Here is a 23,216-nt window from a genome sequence, read left to right as displayed (position 1 = left end):
ATGGCAAAGACCAGCTCAGTCGAGAAGAACAACAGGCGCCGCAAGCTTGCGGACCAGTTCGCTGCCAAGCGCAAGGTGCTCAAGGCGATCATCATGGATCAGTCCAAGCCGATGGAAGAGCGCTTCCGCGCGCAGCTGAAGCTTTCGGCGCTGCCGCGCAACTCGGCCAAGACCCGCATCCGCAACCGCTGCGAAGTCACCGGACGCCCGCGTGCCTATTATCGCAAGCTCAAAGTATCGCGTATCGCGCTTCGTGATCTCGGCAATAACGGCCAGATCCCGGGCCTGGTTAAGTCGAGCTGGTAAGGAGGACATAACATGTCATTGAGCGATCCTCTCGGCGATATGCTGACCCGCATCCGCAACGCGTATGGCCGCAAGAAGTCGAGCGTTTCGACGCCGGCCTCGCGCCTGCGTACCCGCGTCCTCGACGTGCTGAAGGCTGAAGGCTATATCCGCGACTACAGCCAGACCGACTTCGACAACGGCAAGTCCGAAATCGAGATCGAGCTGAAGTATTTCGACGGTGCGCCGGTGGTGCGCGAAATCGCCCGGGTCTCGAAGCCCGGCCGCCGCGTCTACGTTTCGGCCAAGTCGATACCGCACGTCGCCAACGGCCTCGGCATCGCCATCCTTTCGACGCCGAAGGGCGTGATGGCCGACCACGAAGCGCGTGAACAGAATGTCGGCGGGGAAATCCTCTGCCAGATATTCTGATCTGGTATGTGACCCGGTTGGAAACAGGTTTTCGGGATCAAGTCCCGAAAGCCGAGACCTGAAACAAGAGAAGTGACGAGGACAACAAAATGTCTCGTATTGGAAAGAAACCCGTTTCGCTGCCGCAGGGCGTGACCGCGACCGTCAACGGCCAGACCGTGACGGCGAAGGGTCCGAAGGGCGAGCTGAAGTTCGTGGTGAACGACGAGGTGCTGGTCAAGATGGAAGGCAGCGAGATCGCTGTCCAGCCGCGCGACCAGACCAAGACCGCCCGCTCCAAATGGGGCATGTCGCGCACGCAGATCGTCAACATCCTGCAGGGCGTCAAGGACGGCTTCGAAAAGAAGCTCGAGATCACCGGCGTCGGCTATCGCGCCGCCATGCAGGGCAAGAACCTGCAGCTGGCGCTCGGCTTCAGCCACGACGTCGTCTACGAGACGCCGCAGGGCGTGACGATTTCGGTGCCGAAGCCGACGGAAATCACCGTGACCGGCATCGACAAGCAGCAGGTCGGCCAGGTTGCCGCCGAGATCCGCGAGTATCGCAGCCCCGAGCCCTACAAGGGCAAGGGTGTCCGCTATGCTGGCGAGAAGATCGTCCGCAAGGAAGGTAAGAAGAAGTAATTTTAACGCCGCGGGGAGCGGCCGCGGGAGGCTTGTCCTACCGCATATGGTTGCCCCCGTTTTTTGAAGGCAAGGAACTGATATCATGGGCTCGAAAGAATCCACCCAACGCCGCGCGCAGCGCGTCCGCCGCCAGATCAAGAAGGTTGCCGGCGATCGTCCGCGCTTGTCGGTCCATCGCACGTCGAAGAACATCTACGTCCAGGTGATCGACGACGCCAAGGGCCACACCATTGCCGCTGCATCGACGCTCGAGAAGGAGCTCAAGGGCTCGCTCAAGACCGGCGCCGACACCGCGGCTGCAGCTGCCATCGGCAAGCTGATCGCCGAGCGTGCCTCGAAGGCCGGCGTCAAGGAAGTCGTCTTCGACCGCGGCGCTTACATCTACCACGGCCGCGTCAAGGCGCTGGCCGAGGCTGCCCGTGAAGGTGGTCTGAGCTTCTAAAAACGAAATTCGCCCCCGGCGACCCACAGAGGCGCCGGATATCATCAACCGTGCTTCCGGAAAAAAACAAGGAACAGGATATGGCACAGGAACGTAGGGATGGCGGCCGCGGCCGTGATCGCGAAGAGCGCGACGACGGCATGGTCGACAAGCTCGTCCACATCAATCGCGTCGCCAAGGTCGTCAAGGGCGGCCGGCGCTTCGGCTTTGCGGCACTCGTCGTCGTCGGCGACCAGAAGGGCCGCGTCGGCTTCGGCCACGGCAAGGCGCGCGAAGTGCCGGAGGCGATCCGCAAGGCGACCGAATCGGCCAAGCGCGACATGATCTTCGTGCCGCTGCGCTCGGGCCGCACGCTGCACCATGACGTCGAGGGACGCTGGGGCGCGGGACGTGTTCTGCTGCGCGCCGCCAAGCAAGGTACCGGCATCATCGCCGGCGGCCCGATGCGCGCCGTTTTCGAGACGCTCGGCATGCATGACGTGGTCGCTAAGTCGATGGGTTCTTCGAACCCCTACAACATGGTTCGCGCCACTTTCGACGCGCTGAAGAGCCAGATGCATCCGAAGGATGTGGCTGCCGCGCGCGGCATCAAGTATTCGACCCTTCAGGCCCGCCGCGGCACCGCCGTTGCGGCTGAAGAATAGTCGACGCTGACCAGGGATCTGACCATGGCCAAGAAAGCAACCAAGACCATCACCGTCGAGCAGATCGGTTCGCCGATCCGCCGGCCGAAGGAGCAGCGCGCAACGCTGGTCGGCCTCGGCCTCAACAAGATGCACAAGCAGCGCACGCTTGAGGATACGCCCTCGGTGCGCGGCATGATCGCTGCCGTCCAGCATCTCGTCCGCGTCGTGGACGAGGGCTGAGCCAAAGCGCAGGAGAACCCAGATGAAACTCAACGATCTGCGTGACAAGGACGGCGCGACGCATTCCAAGAAGCGTCTCGGCCGTGGCATCGGTTCCGGTTCAGGCAAGACCGCCGGTCGCGGCGTCAAGGGCCAGAAGGCGCGCTCCGGCGTCGCCGTCAACGGCTTCGAGGGTGGCCAGATGCCGCTCTACCGCCGTCTGCCGAAGCGCGGCTTCAACAATATCTTCGCCAAGAGCTTCACCGTCGTGTCGCTGGCCCGCATCCAGGCCGCGCTCGATGCCAAGAAGCTCGACGCTAAGACAGTTGTGACAGCCGAGGCGCTGGTTGCGGCCGGCGTCATCCGTCGGGTCAAGGACGGCGTGCGCATCCTTTCGGACGGCGACATCAAGGCCAAGCTTGCCTTCGACGTGGCCGGAGCCTCCAAGGCCGCGATCGAGAAGATCGAAAAGGCCGGCGGTTCGGTGAAGCTGCCTGAGAAAGCAGCCGCCGAGTAACGGCAATTTGAAGCAACGGGCGGCAAAGGTGGAATTCTGTTTTGCCTTTGGTCGTGCTTTGATCCGACAGATGTGGCGGCCGCATCAACGCGGCCGCTTGCATGTTTGCAGTCCGGAGCTTATCTCGTGAGCTTCGGTGACACGCGCCGCCTGAGCTGCGGGCATCGAGCGTGACCAAGCGGAGAATCAGGCATGGCTTCGGCTGCTGAACAACTAGCCTCGAATCTGAATTTTTCGGCCTTCGCCAAAGCCGAGGATCTGAAGAAGCGCATCTGGTTCACCATCGGCGCGCTGCTCGTCTACCGTCTTGGCACCTATATCCCGCTGCCCGGCATCAATCCCGACGCTTTCGCCCAGGCCTTCTCGTCGCAGAGCAAGGGCGTGCTCGGCATGTTCAACATGTTCGCCGGCGGCGCCGTGCAGCGCATGGCGATCTTTGCCCTCGGCATCATGCCCTATATCTCGGCCTCCATCATCATGCAGCTGATGACCTCGGTCATTCCGTCGCTGGAAGCGCTGAAGAAGGAAGGCGAGCAGGGCCGCAAGATCATCAACCAGTACACGCGCTACGGCACCGTGCTTCTGGCGCTGGTTCAGGCCTACGGCATTTCGGTCGGGCTTGAGGGCGGCAACGGCATCGTCAACGATCCCGGCATGTTCTTCCGCATCTCGACCGTTGTCACGCTGGTCGGCGGTACCATGTTCCTGATGTGGCTCGGCGAGCAGATCACCGCTCGCGGCATCGGCAACGGCATTTCGCTGATCATCTTCTCCGGCATTGTCGCCGGCCTGCCGCGCGCCATCTCCGGCACGCTGGAGCTTGGCCGCACCGGCGCCCTGTCGACCGGCCTGATCCTGGCGATCATCGTGCTCGCCATCATCGTCATCGCGCTGATCGTCTTCTTCGAGCGCGCCCAGCGCCGCCTGCTGATCCAGTATCCCAAGCGCCAGGTCGGCAATCGCATGTTCCAGGGCGATACCTCGCATCTGCCGCTAAAGCTCAACACCTCCGGCGTCATTCCGCCGATCTTCGCCTCGTCGCTGCTGCTGCTTCCGGCAACGGTTGCCGGCTTCTCGCAGACGACCAACATGCCTGCCTGGGCCAGTACCATCCTAGCGTCGCTCGGCCACGGCCAGCCGCTCTATATGGCCTTCTACGCGGCGATGATCGTGTTCTTCGCCTTCTTCTATACGGCGATCGTCTTCAATCCGAAGGACACCGCCGACCAGCTCAAGAAGCATTCGGGCTTCATCCCGGGCTATCGTCCGGGCGAGCGCACTGCGGATTATATCGACTATGTGCTCACCCGCATCACCGTCGTCGGCGCCATCTATCTGGTGCTGGTGTGTCTGCTGCCTGAGTTCCTGATTTCAGCGACTGGCGTACCGTTCTACCTTGGTGGCACTTCGCTCCTGATCGTGGTCAGTGTAACGCTCGATACGGTGGCGCAGATTCAGGGTCACCTGATCGCGCACCAGTATGAGGGCCTGATCAAGAAGTCGAAGCTGCGCGGGGGGAAAAAGGCCAGATGAGGTTGATATTGCTTGGACCGCCGGGGGCGGGCAAGGGGACACAAGCACTGAGACTGGTAGGACGACACGGCATCCCACAGCTTTCCACGGGGGACATGCTGCGTGCTGCTGTCCAGGCCGGCACCGAAGTCGGCAAGCGCGCCAAGGCGGTGATGGACGCTGGCGAACTGGTGTCCGACGCTATCGTCAACGCCATCGTGGCCGAGCGCATCGATCAAGCTGATTGCGCAAACGGCTTCATCCTTGACGGATACCCGCGAACCCTGGTGCAAGCGGACGCCGTTGAGGAAATGCTGTCGGATCGCGGACTGGAGCTCGACGCAGTCATCGAATTTGTCGTCGACGACAAGGCGCTGGTTGGCCGAATCGTCAAGCGCGCCGAAGAAGCCAAGGCCGCAGGCCTGCCGGTGCGCAAGGACGACAGTCCAGCGGTGTTCGAAGAACGCTTGAGGGAATATTACAAGAAAACCTCGCCGCTGATCGGCTACTACTACGCCAAGGGCAAACTCAGGGGCGTCGATGGCATGGCCGACATTGATGCGGTGACGCAGCAGATCGAGGCGGTGCTCAGGGCGACAACCCGGCAGGTTGGCCAGGCGGCCGGCTAGAGAATCGAACGATTGCGCTTGACTGGAGCGGTCCGCTGGGGTATGGCGGCCCGTCTTCCTATCAGGCATGAGGCTTGCTTGTCCGCAAGGGCAAGGCAGGCCGCTTTGAACTGGAAACTCCCGCAAGGGCCGGCCTCCACCGGACGCGGGGCAACTTGAAGCGCCGGCTCGTCCGGCCTATATGGAGAAGAGAAGAACATGGCTCGTATAGCCGGCGTCAACATTCCGACCAACAAGCGCGTCGTCATTGCGCTTCAATACATTCACGGCATTGGCAAGAAGTTCGCCCAGGAGATCGTCGACAAGGTCGGCATCCCGGCCGAGCGCCGCGTCAACCAGCTGACCGACGCGGAAGTGCTGCAGATTCGCGAGACCATCGACCGCGACTACCAGGTCGAGGGCGATCTGCGCCGCGAAGTGTCGATGAACATCAAGCGGCTCATGGACCTCGGCTGCTACCGCGGCCTGCGTCACCGCCGCTCGCTGCCGGTTCGTGGTCAGCGCACGCACACCAATGCGCGCACCCGCAAGGGCCCGGCCAAGTCGATTGCCGGAAAGAAGAAGTAATTTAGGGTAGTAAGGGAGTAGGGCAGTAAGGCAATAGGAACGGCAGACATACTGCCCTACTGCCATATTCCCCCTACTGCCTTCTCCCTGGTGGAGCCGCTGGCATTACGGCGGTGTAGAGATCAACTGAAAGGACTGTCATGGCCAAGGAAGCCGCTCGTGTTCGCCGTCGCGAACGCAAGAACATCTCGTCGGGCGTTGCCCACGTCAATTCGACCTTCAACAACACGATGATCACCATCACCGACGCGCAGGGCAATTCCATTGCCTGGTCGTCGGCCGGAGCCCAGGGCTTCAAGGGATCGCGCAAGTCGACCCCTTTCGCAGCCCAGATGGCCGCCGAGGATGTTGCCAAGAAGGCACAGGAACACGGCATGCGCATGCTCGAGGTCGAGGTCTGTGGACCCGGCTCCGGTCGTGAATCGGCGCTTCGCGCGCTGCAGGCAGCCGGCTTCACCATCACCTCGATCCGTGATGTGACGCCGATCCCGCACAATGGCTGCCGCCCGCGCAAGAAGCGCCGCGTCTAAAGAATTTACCGAACGCCGCGCGAGCGCCTCAAGGGCGCTCCTCCACGGCATTCCAGGTCGCCCGCCACGATTGGATGGTGGCGGGACAACGGAAGGAAAGCACTATGATCCAGAAAAATTGGCAAGAACTGATCAAGCCGAACAAGATCGAGTTCTCGTCGAAGAAGAAGACGCTGACCACGCTGGTCGCCGAGCCGCTCGAGCGCGGCTTCGGCCTTACCCTCGGCAACGCGCTGCGCCGCGTGCTTCTGTCTTCGCTGCGTGGGGCGGCTGTGACCGCCGTGCAGATCGACGGCGTTCTGCATGAATTCTCGTCCATCGCCGGCGTGCGCGAGGACGTGACCGACATCGTCTTGAACATCAAGGAAATCGCCATCCGCATGGAAGGCGACGGCCCCAAGCGCATGGTCGTACGCAAGCAGGGACCGGGCGCGGTTCTCGCCGGCGACATCCAGACGGTCGGCGACGTCGAGATCCTCAATCCCGACCACGTCATCTGCACGCTGGACGAAGGCGCTGAAATCCGCATGGAATTCACCGTCGACACCGGCAAGGGTTACGTGCCGGCCGACCGCAACCGCGCCGAAGACGCGCCGATCGGGCTGATCCCGGTCGACAGCCTGTATTCGCCGGTCAAGAAGGTCTCCTACAAGGTCGAGAACACCCGCGAGGGCCAGGTTCTCGACTATGACAAGCTGACCATGACCATCGAGACCGATGGTTCGATCTCGGGCGAGGACGCGGTGGCGTTCGCAGCTCGCATCTTGCAGGACCAGCTTGGCCTGTTCGTCAATTTCGACGAGCCGCAGAAGGAAGTCGCCGCCGAACAGGTTACCGAGCTTGCCTTCAACCCGGCGCTGCTCAAGAAGGTCGACGAGCTCGAGCTTTCCGTGCGTTCTGCCAACTGCCTGAAGAACGACAACATCGTCTATATCGGCGACCTGATCCAGAAGACCGAAGCCGAGATGCTGCGCACCCCGAACTTCGGCCGCAAGTCGCTGAACGAGATCAAGGAAGTTTTGGCGGCGATGGGCCTGCATCTCGGCATGGAAGTGCCGGACTGGCCGCCGGAAAACATCGAAGACCTCGCCAAGCGTTACGAAGATCAATATTGAGCATGATCCCGAACCGAAGGTCAGCGCAGCAAAAAGTTGCAGATTTTTCGGACAAGATCATGCGGCTAACCAACTGAGGCTCAGGCCTCTTGAACCCGCAATGAAGGAGAAGAGCCATGCGCCACGGATTTAAAGGCCGCCGGTTCGCCCGCAGCATAAGCCATCGCAAGTCGATGTTTGCCAACCTTGCCGTGTCGCTCATCGAGCACGAGCAGATCCTCACCACGCTGCCGAAGGCGAAGGATCTGCGTCCGATCGTCGAGAAGCTGGTGACTCTCGGCAAGCGCGGCGACCTGCACGCCCGCCGCCAGGTGATTGCCCAGATCGGCAATGAAGGCGTCGTCAAGCGTCTGTTCGACACAATCGCGCCACGTTATGCCACTCGCAACGGCGGCTATCTGCGCATCATGAAGGCGGGCTTCCGCCACGGTGACAATGCCGCAATGGCGGTCATCGAATTCGTCGACCGCGACACCTCGGCCAAGGGCGCCGGCGACCGCGCCCGCATCGAGGCCGAAGGCACCGAAGAGGAAGCCGCAGCTGCATAAGCTTCGGTTGTTCTGAGAAGTTCAAAGGGGCCTGCGGGCCCTTTTTCTGTTTCCGAAGGCGCCGGGCAGGGCTGGTAGGGGTTTTGTCACCGGTTTTTGCGGCGACTACCCAAAATAATCGGATTTCAGCGGCTTAGCCTTTCATTTTGCACAATCGTCAGGACAATGGCGCCCGACTTGGAGGATTCGGAATGCGCGTTAAACGGCTGTCCCTTGTTCTGATCTGCGCCTTGATGGCGTTGGCCATCGTCCCGGCGGCCAGGCACGCGCTGGCGGAGGAGACCAAGCCAGATCCTGGTCTGTCCGACGTACTGACCGATCTGCTGCATGGCGTCGAAGGCGAAAACGCCACCTCCGGCCCCGACAAGCGCGTGCCGTTCGGCCGCGAGGAGGTACAGCTGTCCTTCGCGCCGCTGGTCAAGCAGACGGCTCCGGCCGTGGTCAATGTCTACGCCTCGCAGACCGCCAAGGTGACGTCGCCCTTCGACGGCGATCCGTTCTTCGAGGAGTTCTTCGGCCGCTCGCAGCCGCGCGCGCAGTCTTCGCTCGGTTCGGGGGTGCTGGTCGATCCCACCGGCGTCGTGGTCACCAATTTCCATGTCGTCAAGGACGCCGACCAGGTCAAGGTCGCGACCGCCGACGGGCGCGAATTCGACAGCAAGGTGCTGCTCAAGGATGAGACGCTCGACCTCGCCGTGCTCAAGATTTCTTCTGACAAGCCGTTCCCGGTGATCGCTATCGGCGATTCCGACGCGCTCGAGGTCGGCGACCTGGTGCTGGCGATCGGCAATCCGTTCGGGGTCGGCCAGACCACCACCAGCGGCATCATTTCGGCGGTGGCGCGCAGCCATATCGGCGTCTCCGATTCCAGCTTCTTCATCCAGACCGACGCCGCCATCAATCCCGGCAATTCCGGTGGAGCGCTGGTCAACATGGGAGGGCAGCTGATCGGCATCAACACGGCGATCTATAGCCGTAGCGGCGGCTCGATCGGCATCGGCTTTGCCATCCCTTCGAACATGGTCCGCGCTTTCGCCGATGCGGCCAAGGCCGGGCTCGACTTCTTCGAGCGGCCATATGCCGGTGCCGAGTTCGAGGCGGTGACGCCGCAGATTGCCGAATCGCTCGGCATTGACAAACCGACCGGCGCGCTGGTTTCTTCGGTCGAAGAGGCGGGACCCGCGGCCAAGGCAGGGCTCAAGCCTGGCGACGTAGTGCTGTCGCTCAACGGCAAGCCGGTCGAGAGCGTCGGGGCGCTGGACTACCGGATGGCGACGCTGTCGATTGGTACGAATGCCAGCTTCGGCGTTCTGAGCAAGGGTCAGCAGGCGACGATGGACATCGCCCTGGAACGACCGCCCGAAGGCGCCAAGGCTGCGGAACTCACATTGCGCGGGCGTAGCCCGTTTTCGGGTGCCAAAGTCGCTGAACTGTCGCCACGGCTTGCCCAACGGCTCGGTCTGCGCACCGATGTCAAAGGCGTCGCCGTGGTCGACATCAACCGCGATTCGCCCGCTGCCGATTTTGGCTTCCAGCCAGGGGACATCGTGCGTGAGGTCAATGGCCTGACGATCGACAAGGCGGCGACCTTGGAACAGGTAGCCCAGCAGGATACGCGCTGGTGGCGCTTTACCGTCGAGCGCGGCGGGCAGATACTGCGCCAGGTGTTGCGTTACTGAGCCCGACCGTCAGCATGATCGAGCTCCAGGCAGAAGAAGTTGCATGGCCGATCTGTTCAGTGTCGATGAACCGGAAAAGACGCCGCCCGGTAGGCCGCTGGCGGACCGTCTGCGCCCGAAGAATCTCGGCGAGGTCGTCGGTCAGGAGCATCTGACCGGACCCGACGGCGCGCTGACGCGGCTGATCGGCTCCGGGTCGCTCGGCTCGATGATTTTCTGGGGCCCGCCCGGCACCGGCAAGACAACGGTCGCACGGCTGCTTGCCGGCGAGACAAGCCTCGCCTTTGAACAGATCTCGGCGGTCTTTTCCGGCGTCGCCGACCTGAAGAAAGTGTTCGAGGCAGCGAAGCTGCGCCGCTCGAACGGCCGGCAGACGCTGCTGTTCGTCGACGAGATCCATCGCTTCAACCGTGCCCAGCAGGACAGTTTTCTGCCCGTGATGGAAGACGGCACCGTGGTGCTGGTTGGCGCCACTACCGAGAACCCGTCCTTCGAGCTTAACGCCGCGCTTTTGTCGCGCGCGCGTGTGCTGGTCTTTCACTCGCTCGGCGAGGACAGCATCGCCAAGCTGCTGGCGCGGGCCGAGGAGGCAGAGGGCAGGGCGCTGCCGCTCGATGAAGACGCGCGGGCGATGCTCATCCGCATGAGCGACGGCGACGGCCGCGCGGCGCTGACGCTCGCTGAAGAGGTCTGGCGCGCAGCGAAATCAAAGGAGGTGTTCGGCGCCGAAGCCCTGCAGCGCATCGTCCAGCGCCGCGCGCCGATCTACGACAAGGGACAGGATGGCCACTACAATTTGATCTCCGCTTTGCACAAATCGGTGCGCGGCTCCGACCCCGACGCGGCACTCTACTATCTCGCCCGCATGTTCGACGCCGGCGAAGATCCGCTTTATCTCGGGCGCCGGTTGGTGCGCATGGCGATGGAGGATATCGGGCTGGCCGACCCGCAGGCACTCGTCGTCGCCAACGCCGCCAAGGACGCCTATGACTATCTGGGCTCGCCCGAGGGCGAACTGGCCTTCGCCGAGGCGACCGTCTATCTCGCCACCGCGCCGAAATCCAATGCAGTCTATACCGCATTCAAGGCCGCCAACCAGGCGGCCAAGGAATTCGGTTCGCTGCTGCCGCCCAAGCATATTCTCAATGCGCCGACCAAGCTGATGAAACAGGAAGATTACGGCGCCGGCTATCGCTACGACCACGACGAGCCCGACGCTTTTTCCGGCCAGGACTATTTTCCTGAGAAGATGGGAAGGCAGACATTCTACGACCCGCCCGAGCGCGGCTTCGAGCGCGATATCAGGAAGCGGCTGGATTATTGGGCGAAGCTGCGCAGCGAGCGGGAAAAATAGCTGCCAGTCGCACACTGGTGTGATCGCCGTTGTCTGGCGGGATAAAAAACCCTATCAAGATGCGCCTACGGCCGGCGGACAGGCCAGAAACGTACCGACGATATTCAGAACGGAATCGCGCCTGGCGCGTGGAAAAATGACAAAAAAATCTCGCAAGACCCTTCGGAAGTTCGCCATAGCGATCCCGCTGCTGGCGCTCGGCTTCTATTTCATTCCCATCCTGACGACAATTTTCATTGTCCTCGGCCTGATCGACGTGTTGCGCAATGAAAACAAGAACTGGGCCCTGTTCAGTGGTTATTTCCTCGGCAACGGCATCTTCACCTGGCTGCTTTCGCCCTTCAATCTGCTGGTGGATCTGCTGTGCTATAGAAACCGCGGTGTCTGGAAATTGGACCAGTTTCCTCCGGACTATCAGGGCGAGGTCAACGAGGTTCTGGATGTCTTCAAAGCGCGCAAGGACGAGATCATCGCCGATATCGACGCCAATTTCGGCAGCGGCCGGCGCGGCATGTATGTCTACCAGTGGTACGGCAAGCACAAGATCGACAACGTCGCCGAATTCAACAAGGATTTCAAATATATCAAGACCATCGCCGTGTCGGTGTTCAGGGGCAAGGAGTCGACCTCCTGGCATTTCGGACCGCTGCGGCTCAGCCTGCGCATTCTCTACAATCTTCTCCCGGTGAAGGCCGAGGTTTTCGTCGAGTGCAACAACGCCAGGAACTACTGGCACGACAATCCGCTCTATATTTTCGACGACACGCTGCTGCACCGCTCGGTCAACGAATATGATGGGCGCCGCTACTGCGTGTTCATGGACATCATCCGGCCATCGCCATTCCCCGGCCTGATCGCCGCTCTTCTCGCCATCGTTTCGGTCAGCGTCGAGCGCATCAATGCCATGTTCTACAAGAACTGGAAGATGATCGGTTCCAGCAAGCCGAAGAAGGTCGGAGCTGCCTGACACCGTAGCGTGAACGGCGCGAGGGAGCACGATGCATCACCTGTTGCTTGTCTGCCTAGGTGGCGCGATCGGCGCAATGGCCCGCTTCTTCCTGTCCGGCTTCGTCGCCCGCCGGATCGGCGAGACCTTTCCCTGGGGCACGATGGCCGTCAACGTCTCGGGAGCGTTTGCAATCGGTGTCGTTGCGGATGCGGTGGCGCGCGACGGCATGCCTGCCATCTGGGCCTTTACCGTCACCGGCGGCCTCGGCTGCTACACCACGGTCTCTTCCTTCAGCCTGCAGACGCTGGCGCTGGCGCGCGACGGCGAATGGCTGCGCGCCGGCGGAAATGTGCTGCTTTCGGTTTTCCTGAGCCTCGGCGGCGTGACGCTGGGCTTTGCAGCGGGAAGTCTTCTGATTGGCAGCGGGGCGCCGTGAGCGGCCCGCGGAAGCTTCGCTACGACGGGATGGCGAGGCGTGCGGCGCACCTCATTGGCTGGCGCAGAAGGCGCCAAACGGTTCGGCTCTATGCGATCGTGGCCGCAGGCAGCATGATCGGCGGCGTGCTGCGGGCGCTTGCCTCATTGGCGAGCACCGCCTTGTGGGGCACTGGATTTCCGTTCGGCACGCTCCTCGTCAACATCGTCGGCTCATTCCTCATCGGCTTCTACGCGACATTGACGGGACCGGATGGTCGCGTCTTCGCCGGTCCGCTGCAGCGCCAGTTCTTCATGGCCGGCTTCTGCGGCGGCCTGACGACCTTCTCCGCTTTCAGCCTTGAAACACTCACCCTCGCGCAAGGTGGGAAGCTTGTGGCGGCGGGACTCAATATCGCGATCTCCGTGGTGGCGTGGCTCGTCGCCGTCTGGCTTGGCCACATCTTTGCAGTGCGCCTCAACCGGCTGAAAGGGTCCAGGCAATGAAGATACCAACACAGGCACAATTGCTTCGCATATTTATCGGCGAAAACGACAAGGCAGATGGCCGTCCGCTGTATGAGGTCATCGTGCTGAGGGCTCGCGAAATGCAGATCGCCGGCGCGACCGTCCTGCGCGGCGCGATGGGGTTCGGCCATTCCAGCCGGCTTCACACCACGAAGATCCTCAGGCTGTCGGAGGATCTGCCCCTCGTCATCGAGATCGTCGATGACGAGGAAAAATTGGCCGCCTTCCTGCCCGTGCTTGAAACAGTCATGACAAGTGGTTTGATTACGCTGGAGAAAGTTCAGGTTCTGCAATATGGAACCGACAACGAATAACCGAGTGAGATTGCGGGTGCCGGCGAATGCCGTTGCATGTTCGCAAAACGGCGATTGGAATCATGGCAGGCGTTGAACAGATCACTGTGGATACCGGCGAGGCGGGCATGCGGCTCGACCGCTGGTTCAAGACCCATTTCCCCGGTCTCGGTTTCGGTCATCTGCAGAAGCTGCTGCGTTCCGGCCAGATCCGCGTCGACGGCGGCAGGGTGAAGGCCGATACACGCGTCGAAGCCGGCCAGACGGTCCGAGTGCCGCCGCTCGAAGTCGACAAGAAAGGCGAAAGCCCGCTCACCGGCCATTCGATCCGCAACCAGGGCGACGCCGATGTCCTGGCCAAGATGCTGATCCATGAGGACCCGAAGGTCTTCGTCTTCAACAAGCCGGCCGGCCTGGCGGTCCAGGGCGGCTCGGGAGTCACCCGCAATGTCGACGACATGCTGGAAGCCTGGCGCAACCAGAAGGGCGAGAAGCCGCGCCTCGTGCACCGGCTCGACCGTGACACGTCGGGTGTGCTGGTTGTCGCCCGTACAAGGCTCGCCGCCATGAAACTCGCCGAAGCGTTCCGGGCGCGTGAGACGAAGAAAACCTACTGGGCGCTGGTCAAGGGTGTGCCGCCGAAGCGCGAGGACAAGATCTCGACCTGGCTGATCAAGGAACCGACGCCCGACGGCGACCGTGTGCGCATCGCCAAGCATGGCGAAAAGGGCGCCGATCACGCCGTCTCCTATTACCGCATCATCGAGCAGGCGGCGCAGACCCTGTCCTGGCTGGAGATGGAACCCTATACCGGGCGCACCCACCAGCTTCGCGTCCATGCCGCCCATATCGGTTGCCCGATCATCGGCGACCCCAAATATTTCGAGGCCGACACCAATTGGGATTTTCCCGGCGGCCTGCAGAACCGGCTGCATCTGCACGCGCGCCGCATCGTCATCCCGCATCCCGACAAGGGTTTTGTCGACGTCACCGCACCGATGCCGCCGCACATGCGTCAGAGCTGGAACTTGCTCGGTTTCGACGAGCAAAGCGCGGAGGACTAGCGCTGGTGGGCATCGCCACAGAAACGCTCGACCGCCGTGACGCGGTCGATCTGGCGGCAGCCGCCATCATGGTCGGGCTGACGTTTTCCTGGGGGCTCAACTACGTCGCCGCCAAGATCTCCTATGCCGGCTACGACCCTGTTTTCCTGTCCATCGCCCGCTCGGTGATCGGCGGCACGTGTGTTTTCGGCTGGTGCCGCTGGCGCGGCATTGCGCTGTTCACGCCCGACAAGACCCTCGTCGCCGGCATTGTGGCGGGCGCGCTTTTCGGTCTCGAGTTCCTGTTTCTCTATGTCGGGCTCGAGCACACCACCGTCGTGCGCAACACCTTGCTGGTCAACACCATGCCGTTCTGGATGCTGGTCGGCGGCCATTTCCTGCTGGGCGAAAGCATCACGGCACGCAAGCTTATTGGCCTGCTGCTCGCTTTCGCCGGGCTGGTCGCGGTGTTTTCCGACAAACTGAGCGCCAATGGCGGCGCAACATTGAGCGGCGATTTGCTCAGTCTCGGCGCCGGCATTCTGTGGGCCGTGACCAATATCGTCATCAAGCGGTCGAAGCTGGTGACGGCCAGCGCCGAAAAGCTGCTGCTCTATCAGCTGGCTGGGGCCGCCGTCGTCGGCATTTTGGTGATGCCTTTTGCCGGGCCGCCGGTCCGTAGCTTTGCCGTTCTGCCGACCTTGGCTCTGCTGTTCCAGGCCGTCTACGTCGTCGCGTTCACCTATGTGCTGTGGTTCTGGCTGCTGCGGCGCTACCCTGCATCCGGCTTGTCGAGCTTCACCTTCCTGTCGCCGGTGTTTGGTGTGCTGTGCGGCGCCGTGTTCTTGAACGAGCCGCTGACCGTTCGTATCTTCCTGGCACTCGCCCTGATCGCCGCCGGACTCATCATCGTCAACCGGCCGGCCCGAAAACAAAGTCCCGGATGAGCATGCGCGATATATTGAACGACCTCGAAGCGGGAAAACAGCTCTCTGATCCGGATCCGGTACGTCGCGCCCAGATCCAGATGAAGACGCCGCTGCCGAAGCGCTTCTACAAGACCGTCGCGGTAGCACCGGTCGAAGACGGTTTTGCCGTCCATCTCGATGGCAAGCCCGTCCGCACGCCGGCCAAGGCGCTGCTGGCGCTGCCGACCGAAAAGGCGGCTGCTCTTGTTGCGGAAGAATTCGCCGCACAGGAGGAGACCATCGACCCGGTGACGATGCCGGTGATGCGTCTGGTCAATACGGCAATCGATGGCGTCGCCAGTGATCCCCAGGCGGTGCTGGAGGACATCCTGCGCTTCGCCTCATCCGATCTGCTCTGCTACCGCGCCGATGCGCCCCAAGGGCTGGTCGACCAGCAGAACGAGCATTGGGATCCGGTCATCGACTGGGTGCGCAGCGCGCTCGGCGCCCGGTTCCATCTCGCCGAAGGCGTGATCCATGTCGAGCAGCCACGCGAGAGTATCGCGCTGCTTGGCCAGCATCTTGCCCAACGTGCCGATCCGCTGCGCCTTGCCGCCATCCACGTCATGACGTCGCTGACCGGATCGGCGCTGCTGGCGCTGGCCGTCGACTTCGGCGAGCTCGACGGCGAGGCGGCCTGGGCTGCCGGTCACGTCGACGAGGACTGGCAGGCCGAGCAATGGGGCCATGATGCCGAGGCCGTCGCGCGCCGCGCGACCCGCAAGCGCGACATGATGGCGGCGGTCAAGCTGCTCGAAGCTCTCAAAAGCTGACTGCACCGTCGTTTCTATTTCGCACTGCACATTAGACCAAAGTCATAATCCCAAAGGCGGTCTGCCTCTGGGCATTGCTTTCTGTCATTTTTTTGCACCGATGGCTGTACTGAGTCTGCGTTGCGAGGAAACGCGGACGATGACGCGCAGCATCGAGGACTGACGGAACACGAATCACACGGGAGGATACACTCATGGCAATGGCATCGACCGCCGGCAAAACAAGCCGCGGCATGACGCGGGAGGAGAAGAAGGTCATCTTCGCCTCCTCGCTCGGCACCATTTTCGAATGGTACGATTTTTATCTCTATGGCACGCTGACAGCCGCGATCGGCGCAGCCTTCTTTACCCAGTACCCGGAAACGACGCGCAACATCTTTACGCTTTTGGCTTTTGCCGCAGGTTTCCTCGTACGCCCCTTCGGCGCGCTGGTATTCGGCCGCATCGGCGATCTCGTCGGCCGCAAATACACCTTCCTCGTCACCATCATGATCATGGGCCTGTCGACCTTCCTGGTCGGCATACTTCCAGGCGCAGCCAGTTGGGGTATAGCGGCGCCGGTCATCCTGGTCGCACTTCGCATGCTGCAAGGCCTGGCGCTTGGCGGCGAATATGGCGGCGCCGCGACGTATGTCGCCGAACACGCTCCCGACGACCGTCGTGGCTTCTACACCTCATGGATCCAGACCACCGCAACGCTCGGCCTGTTCCTGTCGCTGATCGTGATTTTGATTGTACAGAATTCGCTGAGCAAGGAAGATTTCACGGCTTGGGGCTGGCGCATTCCATTCCTGGTTTCCGCGGCCCTGCTCGCCATCTCGGTTTGGATTCGCCTGTCGCTTGCCGAGTCTCCGACCTTCCAGCGCATGAAGGACGAGGGCAAAGGTTCCAAGGCGCCGCTTACCGAAGCCTTCGGTCAGTGGAAAAACGCCAAGATCGCGTTGCTGGCGCTGCTCGGCCTTACCGCCGGCCAGGCCGTAGTTTGGTACAACGGTCAGTTCTACGCGCTGTTCTTCCTGCAGAACGTGCTCAAGGTCGATCCGCAGTCGGTCAATATCATGATCGCGATCGCGCTGGCGCTCGGCACCATCTTCTTCGTCGTGTTCGGCTGGCTTTCCGACAAGATCGGCCGCAAACCGATCATCATGGCCGGCCTTGCACTGGCGATCGTCACCACCTTCCCCTTGTTCAAGGCGCTGACGAGGGCGGCCAACCCGGCGCTCGCCACCGCCCAGCAGAATACGCGCGCGACAGTAACTGCCGCACCTGGGGACTGCAGATTCCAGTTCAATCCGACCGGGACCCGCAAGCCTCTCACCTCGTGCGACATTGCCACGGATTTCCTTGCCAAGAGCTCCGTGCCTTACGACATTGTTGCGACCGCGGCACCTGGGACTGCGGCAAGCGTCAAGATCGGCAACGAAACCGTCACCTCCTATGATGCTGTGGCAGCCGCAGACAAGGCGACTTCAAATGAAACTGCGTTCAAGAAGGCAGTAAACCTCGCGCTGCAGGACGGCGGCTATCCCCTGAAGCGTGCACCGGCCAAAGTATCTGACCAGAAGCTCGACGCCTTCGTCGCGGCCAATCCGGAGCTGAAACTCGATGCGGCAGCCATCCGCGCCGGCGACAAGGCGACGGTTCCGACCGAGCAGGCGATCAAGGACAAGCTGCTGACTGCCGACGACGCCGCCGGCTCGCCAGAGGTCGCCGTCTACACGATACCGGGCGCCGGCGCCTTTGCTATGTTCGCAGACCCGGCTGCGGTGAATTGGCCGATGACGATCGGCATCCTGTTCATTCTCGTCCTCTACGTGACAATGGTGTATGGGCCAATCGCCGCAATCCTGGTCGAGATGTTCCCGACCCGCATCCGTTACACTGGCATGTCGCTGCCCTATCACATCGGCAATGGCTGGTTCGGCGGCCTGCTGCCGGCGACGGTGTTCGCGCTCAGTGCCTACAAAGGCGACATCTACTACGGCCTCTGGTACCCGGTGGTGATCGCGGCGATGTCGCTGATCATCGGCATGATCTTTATCAGGGATACGCTCGGAACGGACCTGCACGCCAAGCAGTAGCCGGCCTGTCCCGCATCAAAGCAAAGCCCGGCGCGAGCGATCGCGCCGGGCTTTGCAATTTATCGGAGGCGACGAGAGATCGAGAGGCTTAGCTCTTCCGATCCTGTTTCGCTTCCTCGATCGCTGCCTCATGATACCAGGCACTTCCGAAATCCGTTCGGTTGCGCAAAGAAGCAAGCTCTGCCGCGAACTTAGCCTTTCCGCTTAAATTTGAGGCAGAAGCGCGTGCTGCCACCGGGAACATCAGGATTTTGGCCGACTGACGAGTGGAAGTGATTTCCATTGTCGGTTTCCTTTCTTCGACAGAACCTTGCCGATTCAACCTTTCCCCAACATAGGTTCAGCAATCGAATTAGGCAACATGATTACGAAAAGAACAGTACTTGCACATTATTTATGCAAACTGTGCTTGTGGATGATCCGAACGCAGCATGACGGCGGACCAGCGATTTTTGGGCGGATACAACCTCACTTTTGCCGCATCCGTCGCCGGCGAGAATGGCACACGAATTGCATTTTAGTGATCCGGCAGGTCGGCCGCTGGATAGGCCGGCTCGCCCCGGCGCCATCCAGGGTTCCGTGATCAAGCAACGAGAGGCTAGAATGACGAAATACAAGCTCGAGTACATTTGGCTCGATGGATACACCCCGGTTCCCAACCTCCGCGGAAAGACGCAGGTCAAGGACTACGCCGAGTTTCCAACGCTCGACCAGCTTCCGCTGTGGGGCTTCGACGGTTCTTCGACCATGCAGGCCGAGGGCCACAGCTCCGACTGCGTTTTGAAGCCGGTCGCCGTTTATCCGGATCCCGCCCGCACCAATGGCGCGCTCGTCATGTGCGAGGTCATGATGCCCGATGGCGTGACTCCGCATGCGTCCAACAAGCGCGCCACCATCCTCGACGACGAGGGCGCCTGGTTCGGCTTCGAGCAGGAATATTTCTTCTACAAGGACGGCCGTCCCCTCGGCTTCCCCGAGAGTGGCTATCCGGCGCCGCAAGGCCCGTACTACACCGGCGTCGGCTACAGCAATGTCGGCTCCGTCGCCAGGCAGATCGTCGAGGAGCATCTCGACCTTTGCCTTGCCGCCGGCATCAACCATGAAGGTATCAACGCCGAGGTGGCCAAAGGCCAGTGGGAATTCCAGATCTTCGGCAAGGGCTCCAAGAAGGCCGCCGACCAGATGTGGATGGCGCGCTATTTGTTGCAGCGCCTGACCGAGAAGTACGGCATCGACATCGAATATCACTGCAAGCCGCTCGGCGACACCGATTGGAACGGCTCCGGCATGCATGCCAACTTCTCGACCGCCTATATGCGCGAAGTCGGCGGCAAGGGCTATTTCGAGGCGCTGATGGCAGCCTTCGACAAAAACCTGATGGATCACATCGCCGTCTATGGGCCGGACAACGACAAGCGTTTGACCGGCAAGCACGAGACCGCGCCCTGGAACAGGTTCAGCTACGGCATCGCCGACCGCGGCGCCTCGATCCGCGTGCCGCACTCCTTCATCAACAACGGCTACAAGGGCTATCTCGAGGATCGCCGCCCGAACTCGCAGGGCGACCCCTACCAGATCGCTTCGCAGATATTGAAGACGATCGCCTCCGTCCCTACCAGCGCCGAAGTTTCGGCCGCGGCTTGAGAATGCGTTCACGGCGCGGACTTCGGGTGTCCGCGCCGTGACTTTCTTTCCCATCGCATTGCATCAAAAAACCCCGGCGTCTCCGCCGGGGTTTTTTTGTTGGCTGCAACGATCCGGATCAGACCGAATAGTACATATCGTATTCGACCGGATGCGGGGTCATTTCGAAGCGCATCACCTCGGCCATCTTGAGCTCGATATAGCTGTCGATCTGGTCGTCGTCGAAGACGCCGCCGGCTTTCAGGAAGCCGCGGTCCTTGTCGAGGCTCTGCAGGGCTTCGCGCAGCGAGCCGCAGACGGTCGGGATCTTCTTCAATTCCTTCGGCGGCAGATCGTACAGATCCTTGTCCATCGGCTGTCCCGGGTGGATCTTGTTCTTGATGCCGTCGAGACCGGCCATCAGCATGGCGGCGAAGGCAAGATAGGGGTTCGCGCCCGGATCGGGGAAGCGGACCTCGACGCGCTTGGCCTTCGGCGACGAGCCGAACGGAATACGGCACGAGGCCGAGCGGTTACGTGCCGAATAGGCGAGCAGCACTGGCGCTTCATAGCCCGGCACCAGGCGCTTGTAGGAGTTGGTCAGCGGGTTGGTGAAGGCGTTGATCGCCTTCGCATGCTTGATAATGCCGCCGATGTAGAACAGGCAGCTCTCGGACAGGCCGGCATATTCGTTGCCGGCGAAGGTCGGCTTGCCTTCCTTCCAGATCGACTGGTGGACATGCATGCCCGAGCCGTTGTCGCCGAACACCGGCTTCGGCATGAAAGTGGCCGTCTTGCCGTACGCATTGGCAACCTGGTGCACGACATATTTGTAGATCAGCATCTTGTCGGCGTTGCGGACCAGCGTATCGAACTTGATGCCGAGCTCGTGCTGGGCGGCGGCCACTTCGTGGTGGTGCTTTTCGACGCGCACGCCCATTTCGGCGAGCACGGTGAGCATTTCCGAGCGCATGTCCTGCGCCGAATCGATCGGCGGCACCGGGAAATAGCCGCCCTTGATGCGCGGCCGGTGACCGAGATTGCCGGTCTCGTAGTCGGTGTCGTCATTGGACGGCAATTCGGTGGAATCCAGCCTGAAGCCGGTGTTGTAGGGGTCGGCCTTGTACTTGACGTCGTCGAACACGAAGAACTCAGCCTCAGGACCGACGAAGATCTGGTCGCCGATGCCTTCGGCCTTCATGTAGGCCTCGGCTTTTTTAGCGGTGCCGCGCGGGTCGCGGTTGTAGGATTCTCCCGAGATCGGATCGAGAATGTCGCACAGGATGACCATGGTCGACTGGGCGAAGAACGGGTCCATATGCACCGTATCCGCATCGGGCATCAGCACCATGTCGGACTCGTTGATCGCCTTCCAGCCGGCGATCGAGGAACCATCGAACATGACGCCATCGGCAAACATGTCTTCCTCGACCTCGATGACATCCATCGTTACGTGCTGCAGTTTGCCCTTCGGATCGGTGAAGCGCAGATCAACGAACTTCACGTCGTTGTCCTTGATCTGCTTCATGATGTCTTTGGCTGTCGTCATGTCCCTGCTTCCCTATGTGATGACGTTTTGAACGTGGCCTTTTAACGGGAAAACTCAGACGGCGTCCATGCCGGTTTCGCCGGTGCGGATGCGCACCACTTCCTCGATGTTCGAGACGAAGATCTTGCCGTCGCCGATGCGGCCGGTCTGGGCCGCCTTGCGGATGGCTTCGATCGCGGCTTCGACCGCATCGTCGCCGAGCACGACCTCGATTTTCACCTTCGGCAGGAAGTCGACGACATATTCGGCGCCGCGATAAAGCTCGGTATGGCCCTTCTGGCGGCCAAAGCCCTTGGCTTCAGTCACGGTGATGCCTTGCAGGCCGGCCTCCTGAAGCGCTTCCTTCACTTCGTCTAGCTTGAACGGCTTGATGATCGCTTCGATCTTTTTCATGTAAAAAGTGGCCTCCACTGCCAAAAAAGACGGGTTGTGAGCCCCGCTTGCGCCTCAATCAAGCACAAACTGTGCCAATTGATGGGGCGCCGAGCGGGCTCACATGATTTGGATACCATGCTACGCGGGAATGTACATTCGCGTCATTCGCTGCGTCGGATGCGCCATGAACGCCGCGAGCCTATACATGGCGGGCCCTGCAGTCCGCACAAAAAATGGGCAGATCGGATATTTCATGGGCAGCTGCGGACCTGCGACTCGTCGCTCCGGGTATTGCCGGAGTGCTTCACAACCTTCGTAGTTTGCGTCGGATCAAAAACTGGACAATGCTTCGGCAGATGATGTGCATGTCGCCCGCATGAGCAACGAACTTCTTTCTCCGTCCGAAATGGCCGAGGCCGACCGGCTGGCGATCGCCGCCGGTCCGCTTGATGGCTATGGCCTGATGCAGCGTGCCGGCGAAGCGGTCGCTGCCGTGGTGCTCAAGCGCTATCCGAACGCAACGCGCGTCCACGTGCTTTGCGGCCCTGGCAACAATGGCGGCGACGGCTATGTCGTGGCCCGCATCCTTCAGGACAGCGCCGTCGACGTCTCGGTATGGACGTCCGGATCGCCTAAAGACGGCAGCGATGCAGCACTCGCTGCCTCGGAGTGCCCGGTTAAGTCTCGTCCGCTGTCGGCTTGCGTTGCCGAGACGGGCTCGATCGTGGTCGACGCGCTTTACGGGGCGGGGCTGTCCAAGCCGCTGTCCGGCGACGCCGTCAAGGCGATCGAGATTGCGGCAGAACTGAACTTGCCGGTCGTCGCGGTCGATCTGCCGTCGGGCGTCTCCGGTGAGAGCGGCAATGTCCTCGGCCAGGCCTTCCGCGCCCGAACCACGGTGACCTTTGCGCGAAAAAAGCCAGGCCATCTTCTTTTACCTGGGCGCGAGCTGTGCGGCGAAATCGTGCTCGCTGATATCGGCATAAGCGACAGTGTGGTTGCGCAGCTTGAACCAAGAACATTCGAGAACATTCCGGCGCTCTGGCTTGGCCGCTTTCCGGTTCCGGCCGTCGACGCCCATAAATATAAACGCGGCCATGTCGGCGTCTTTTCCGGCGGTCCGTCGGCGACGGGTGCTGCGCGGCTGTCGGCGCTTGCTGCGGCCAGGAGCGGGGCAGGGGCCGTCACGTTGTTGTCACCGGCGAACGCCATGCATGTGAACGCGGCGCATCTGACCTCGATCATGCTGCGCAGGCTAGACACCGTCGCGGATGTGGGCGAATTCGTCGATAGCCGCCGCCCATCCGCCTTCGTGCTCGGCCCCGGATTTGGCATTGGTGAAAAGACGCGCGACTTTATCCTGGCCGTGCTCGGCAGCGCCAATGGGCAGGGCAGCGGGATCGACGGGCTGGTGGTCGACGCCGACGGCGTCACATCGTTTCGTGATGCACCGGAGGCCTTGTTCGAAGCTGCCCGTCGACCGAATACGCCGGCTCTGGTGATGACGCCGCACGACGGCGAGTTTGCCAGGCTCTTTCC

The 23,216-nt window shown here is 61.7% G+C and carries 28 protein-coding genes; 25 read left to right on the top strand and 3 right to left on the bottom strand.

What is annotated here, in order from left to right; all coding sequences use genetic code 11:
• The 23 genes from rpsN (at window position 1) to E5W70_RS18105 (ending at window position 18,130) form a co-directional block, all read left to right on the top strand.
• On the top strand, window positions 1-306 hold the full coding sequence (rpsN, locus tag E5W70_RS18215; protein ID WP_023675134.1) for a 30S ribosomal protein S14: 306 nt from the start codon (window positions 1-3) through the stop codon (window positions 304-306).
• A 12-nt stretch (window positions 307-318) separates the two neighbouring features.
• The gene (gene rpsH / locus E5W70_RS18210; protein WP_006205453.1) at window positions 319-717 is read left to right on the top strand and encodes a 30S ribosomal protein S8; all 399 of its coding nucleotides are present in this window, start codon (window positions 319-321) and stop codon (window positions 715-717) included.
• 89 nt (window positions 718-806) lie between these two features.
• On the top strand, window positions 807-1,340 hold the full coding sequence (gene rplF, locus E5W70_RS18205) for a 50S ribosomal protein L6 (protein WP_023675133.1): 534 nt from the start codon (window positions 807-809) through the stop codon (window positions 1,338-1,340).
• An 85-nt stretch (window positions 1,341-1,425) separates the two neighbouring features.
• Complete coding sequence (gene rplR, locus E5W70_RS18200) at window positions 1,426-1,785, top strand: 50S ribosomal protein L18 (protein WP_023675132.1); 360 nt, start codon at window positions 1,426-1,428, stop codon at window positions 1,783-1,785.
• Between the two features lie 80 nt (window positions 1,786-1,865).
• Window positions 1,866-2,429, top strand: coding sequence for a 30S ribosomal protein S5 (gene rpsE / locus E5W70_RS18195; RefSeq protein ID WP_006333394.1), 564 nt, complete (start codon window positions 1,866-1,868; stop codon window positions 2,427-2,429).
• Window positions 2,430-2,453: 24 nt separating this feature from the next.
• Window positions 2,454-2,651: a 50S ribosomal protein L30 gene (rpmD, locus tag E5W70_RS18190; protein WP_006205449.1), complete on the top strand. Its 198-nt coding sequence runs from the start codon at window positions 2,454-2,456 to the stop codon at window positions 2,649-2,651.
• A 22-nt stretch (window positions 2,652-2,673) separates the two neighbouring features.
• Window positions 2,674-3,147 (top strand): 50S ribosomal protein L15, encoded by a 474-nt coding sequence (gene rplO, locus E5W70_RS18185; protein WP_292660428.1) that lies wholly within the window; start codon window positions 2,674-2,676, stop codon window positions 3,145-3,147.
• 192 nt (window positions 3,148-3,339) lie between these two features.
• Window positions 3,340-4,680, top strand: coding sequence for a preprotein translocase subunit SecY (gene secY / locus E5W70_RS18180; RefSeq protein WP_292660424.1), 1,341 nt, complete (start codon window positions 3,340-3,342; stop codon window positions 4,678-4,680).
• Window positions 4,677-5,288 carry an adenylate kinase gene (locus E5W70_RS18175; protein WP_292660421.1) on the top strand — a complete coding sequence of 204 codons (612 nt, stop codon included), beginning with the start codon at window positions 4,677-4,679 and terminating at the stop codon, window positions 5,286-5,288. Before secY ends, E5W70_RS18175 begins: the two co-directional genes overlap by 4 nt.
• A 198-nt stretch (window positions 5,289-5,486) precedes the next feature.
• Window positions 5,487-5,855: a 30S ribosomal protein S13 gene (gene rpsM / locus E5W70_RS18170; protein ID WP_006205445.1), complete on the top strand. Its 369-nt coding sequence runs from the start codon at window positions 5,487-5,489 to the stop codon at window positions 5,853-5,855.
• A gap of 140 nt (window positions 5,856-5,995) precedes the next feature.
• Entirely contained in the window at window positions 5,996-6,385 is a 390-nt protein-coding gene (gene rpsK / locus E5W70_RS18165) for a 30S ribosomal protein S11 (RefSeq protein ID WP_006205444.1), read from the top strand.
• A 104-nt stretch (window positions 6,386-6,489) separates the two neighbouring features.
• Window positions 6,490-7,500 carry a DNA-directed RNA polymerase subunit alpha gene (locus E5W70_RS18160; RefSeq protein WP_023675128.1) on the top strand — a complete coding sequence of 337 codons (1,011 nt, stop codon included), beginning with the start codon at window positions 6,490-6,492 and terminating at the stop codon, window positions 7,498-7,500.
• Between the two features lie 116 nt (window positions 7,501-7,616).
• Window positions 7,617-8,048: a 50S ribosomal protein L17 gene (rplQ, locus tag E5W70_RS18155; protein WP_023675127.1), complete on the top strand. Its 432-nt coding sequence runs from the start codon at window positions 7,617-7,619 to the stop codon at window positions 8,046-8,048.
• 191 nt (window positions 8,049-8,239) lie between these two features.
• Window positions 8,240-9,727: a DegQ family serine endoprotease gene (locus tag E5W70_RS18150; RefSeq protein WP_292660417.1), complete on the top strand. Its 1,488-nt coding sequence runs from the start codon at window positions 8,240-8,242 to the stop codon at window positions 9,725-9,727.
• A 43-nt stretch (window positions 9,728-9,770) separates the two neighbouring features.
• Window positions 9,771-11,081 (top strand): replication-associated recombination protein A, encoded by a 1,311-nt coding sequence (locus E5W70_RS18145; protein WP_292660414.1) that lies wholly within the window; start codon window positions 9,771-9,773, stop codon window positions 11,079-11,081.
• A 136-nt stretch (window positions 11,082-11,217) separates the two neighbouring features.
• Entirely contained in the window at window positions 11,218-12,048 is an 831-nt protein-coding gene (locus tag E5W70_RS18140) for an aspartyl/asparaginyl beta-hydroxylase domain-containing protein (RefSeq protein ID WP_292660410.1), read from the top strand.
• 31 nt (window positions 12,049-12,079) lie between these two features.
• Window positions 12,080-12,466 carry a fluoride efflux transporter CrcB gene (crcB, locus tag E5W70_RS18135; protein WP_292660407.1) on the top strand — a complete coding sequence of 129 codons (387 nt, stop codon included), beginning with the start codon at window positions 12,080-12,082 and terminating at the stop codon, window positions 12,464-12,466.
• Between the two features lie 29 nt (window positions 12,467-12,495).
• Window positions 12,496-12,951, top strand: a complete 456-nt coding sequence (crcB, locus tag E5W70_RS18130; protein WP_292660445.1) for a fluoride efflux transporter CrcB — start codon at window positions 12,496-12,498, stop codon at window positions 12,949-12,951.
• Window positions 12,948-13,286, top strand: coding sequence for a DUF190 domain-containing protein (locus tag E5W70_RS18125; protein ID WP_292660404.1), 339 nt, complete (start codon window positions 12,948-12,950; stop codon window positions 13,284-13,286). Before crcB (E5W70_RS18130) ends, E5W70_RS18125 begins: the two co-directional genes overlap by 4 nt.
• A gap of 62 nt (window positions 13,287-13,348) precedes the next feature.
• Window positions 13,349-14,329, top strand: a complete 981-nt coding sequence (locus E5W70_RS18120; RefSeq protein ID WP_292660402.1) for an RluA family pseudouridine synthase — start codon at window positions 13,349-13,351, stop codon at window positions 14,327-14,329.
• Window positions 14,330-14,334: 5 nt separating this feature from the next.
• Window positions 14,335-15,255, top strand: a complete 921-nt coding sequence (locus tag E5W70_RS18115) for a DMT family transporter (RefSeq protein WP_292660398.1) — start codon at window positions 14,335-14,337, stop codon at window positions 15,253-15,255.
• Between the two features lie 2 nt (window positions 15,256-15,257).
• Window positions 15,258-16,049 (top strand): ATP12 family chaperone protein, encoded by a 792-nt coding sequence (locus E5W70_RS18110; protein ID WP_292660395.1) that lies wholly within the window; start codon window positions 15,258-15,260, stop codon window positions 16,047-16,049.
• Window positions 16,050-16,243: 194 nt separating this feature from the next.
• Window positions 16,244-18,130 (top strand): MFS transporter, encoded by a 1,887-nt coding sequence (locus E5W70_RS18105; protein ID WP_292660392.1) that lies wholly within the window; start codon window positions 16,244-16,246, stop codon window positions 18,128-18,130.
• An 88-nt stretch (window positions 18,131-18,218) separates the two neighbouring features.
• On the opposite strand, the gene E5W70_RS18100 is transcribed toward E5W70_RS18105, so the two are convergent.
• Window positions 18,219-18,413 (bottom strand): DUF2735 domain-containing protein, encoded by a 195-nt coding sequence (locus E5W70_RS18100; RefSeq protein WP_292660390.1) that lies wholly within the window; start codon window positions 18,411-18,413, stop codon window positions 18,219-18,221.
• A 320-nt stretch (window positions 18,414-18,733) separates the two neighbouring features.
• On the opposite strand from E5W70_RS18100, the gene E5W70_RS18095 reads away from it, so the two are divergent.
• Window positions 18,734-19,774 carry a glutamine synthetase beta-grasp domain-containing protein gene (locus E5W70_RS18095; protein WP_254817165.1) on the top strand — a complete coding sequence of 347 codons (1,041 nt, stop codon included), beginning with the start codon at window positions 18,734-18,736 and terminating at the stop codon, window positions 19,772-19,774.
• 118 nt (window positions 19,775-19,892) lie between these two features.
• Here the strand turns inward: E5W70_RS18095 and glnA are convergent, their stop codons facing one another.
• Together glnA and E5W70_RS18085 are read right to left on the bottom strand one after the other, a co-directional pair.
• Window positions 19,893-21,302, bottom strand: a complete 1,410-nt coding sequence (glnA, locus tag E5W70_RS18090) for a type I glutamate--ammonia ligase (RefSeq protein ID WP_292660384.1) — start codon at window positions 21,300-21,302, stop codon at window positions 19,893-19,895.
• Between the two features lie 54 nt (window positions 21,303-21,356).
• Window positions 21,357-21,695, bottom strand: coding sequence for a P-II family nitrogen regulator (locus tag E5W70_RS18085; RefSeq protein WP_019857988.1), 339 nt, complete (start codon window positions 21,693-21,695; stop codon window positions 21,357-21,359).
• 358 nt (window positions 21,696-22,053) lie between these two features.
• Between E5W70_RS18085 and E5W70_RS18080 the strand changes: the two genes are divergently transcribed.
• Window positions 22,054-23,216, top strand: a 1,163-nt coding sequence (locus tag E5W70_RS18080; RefSeq protein WP_292660380.1) for an NAD(P)H-hydrate epimerase, incomplete at its 3' end; no start/stop codon positions are given.

It is taken from the genome of Mesorhizobium sp., assembly GCF_005063415.1.
In the GTDB taxonomy this organism is placed as follows: Bacteria; Pseudomonadota; Alphaproteobacteria; order Rhizobiales; family Rhizobiaceae; genus Mesorhizobium.
Note: the sequence above shows the minus strand (reverse complement) of the source record. Positions and strands in the feature narration are given on the sequence as shown.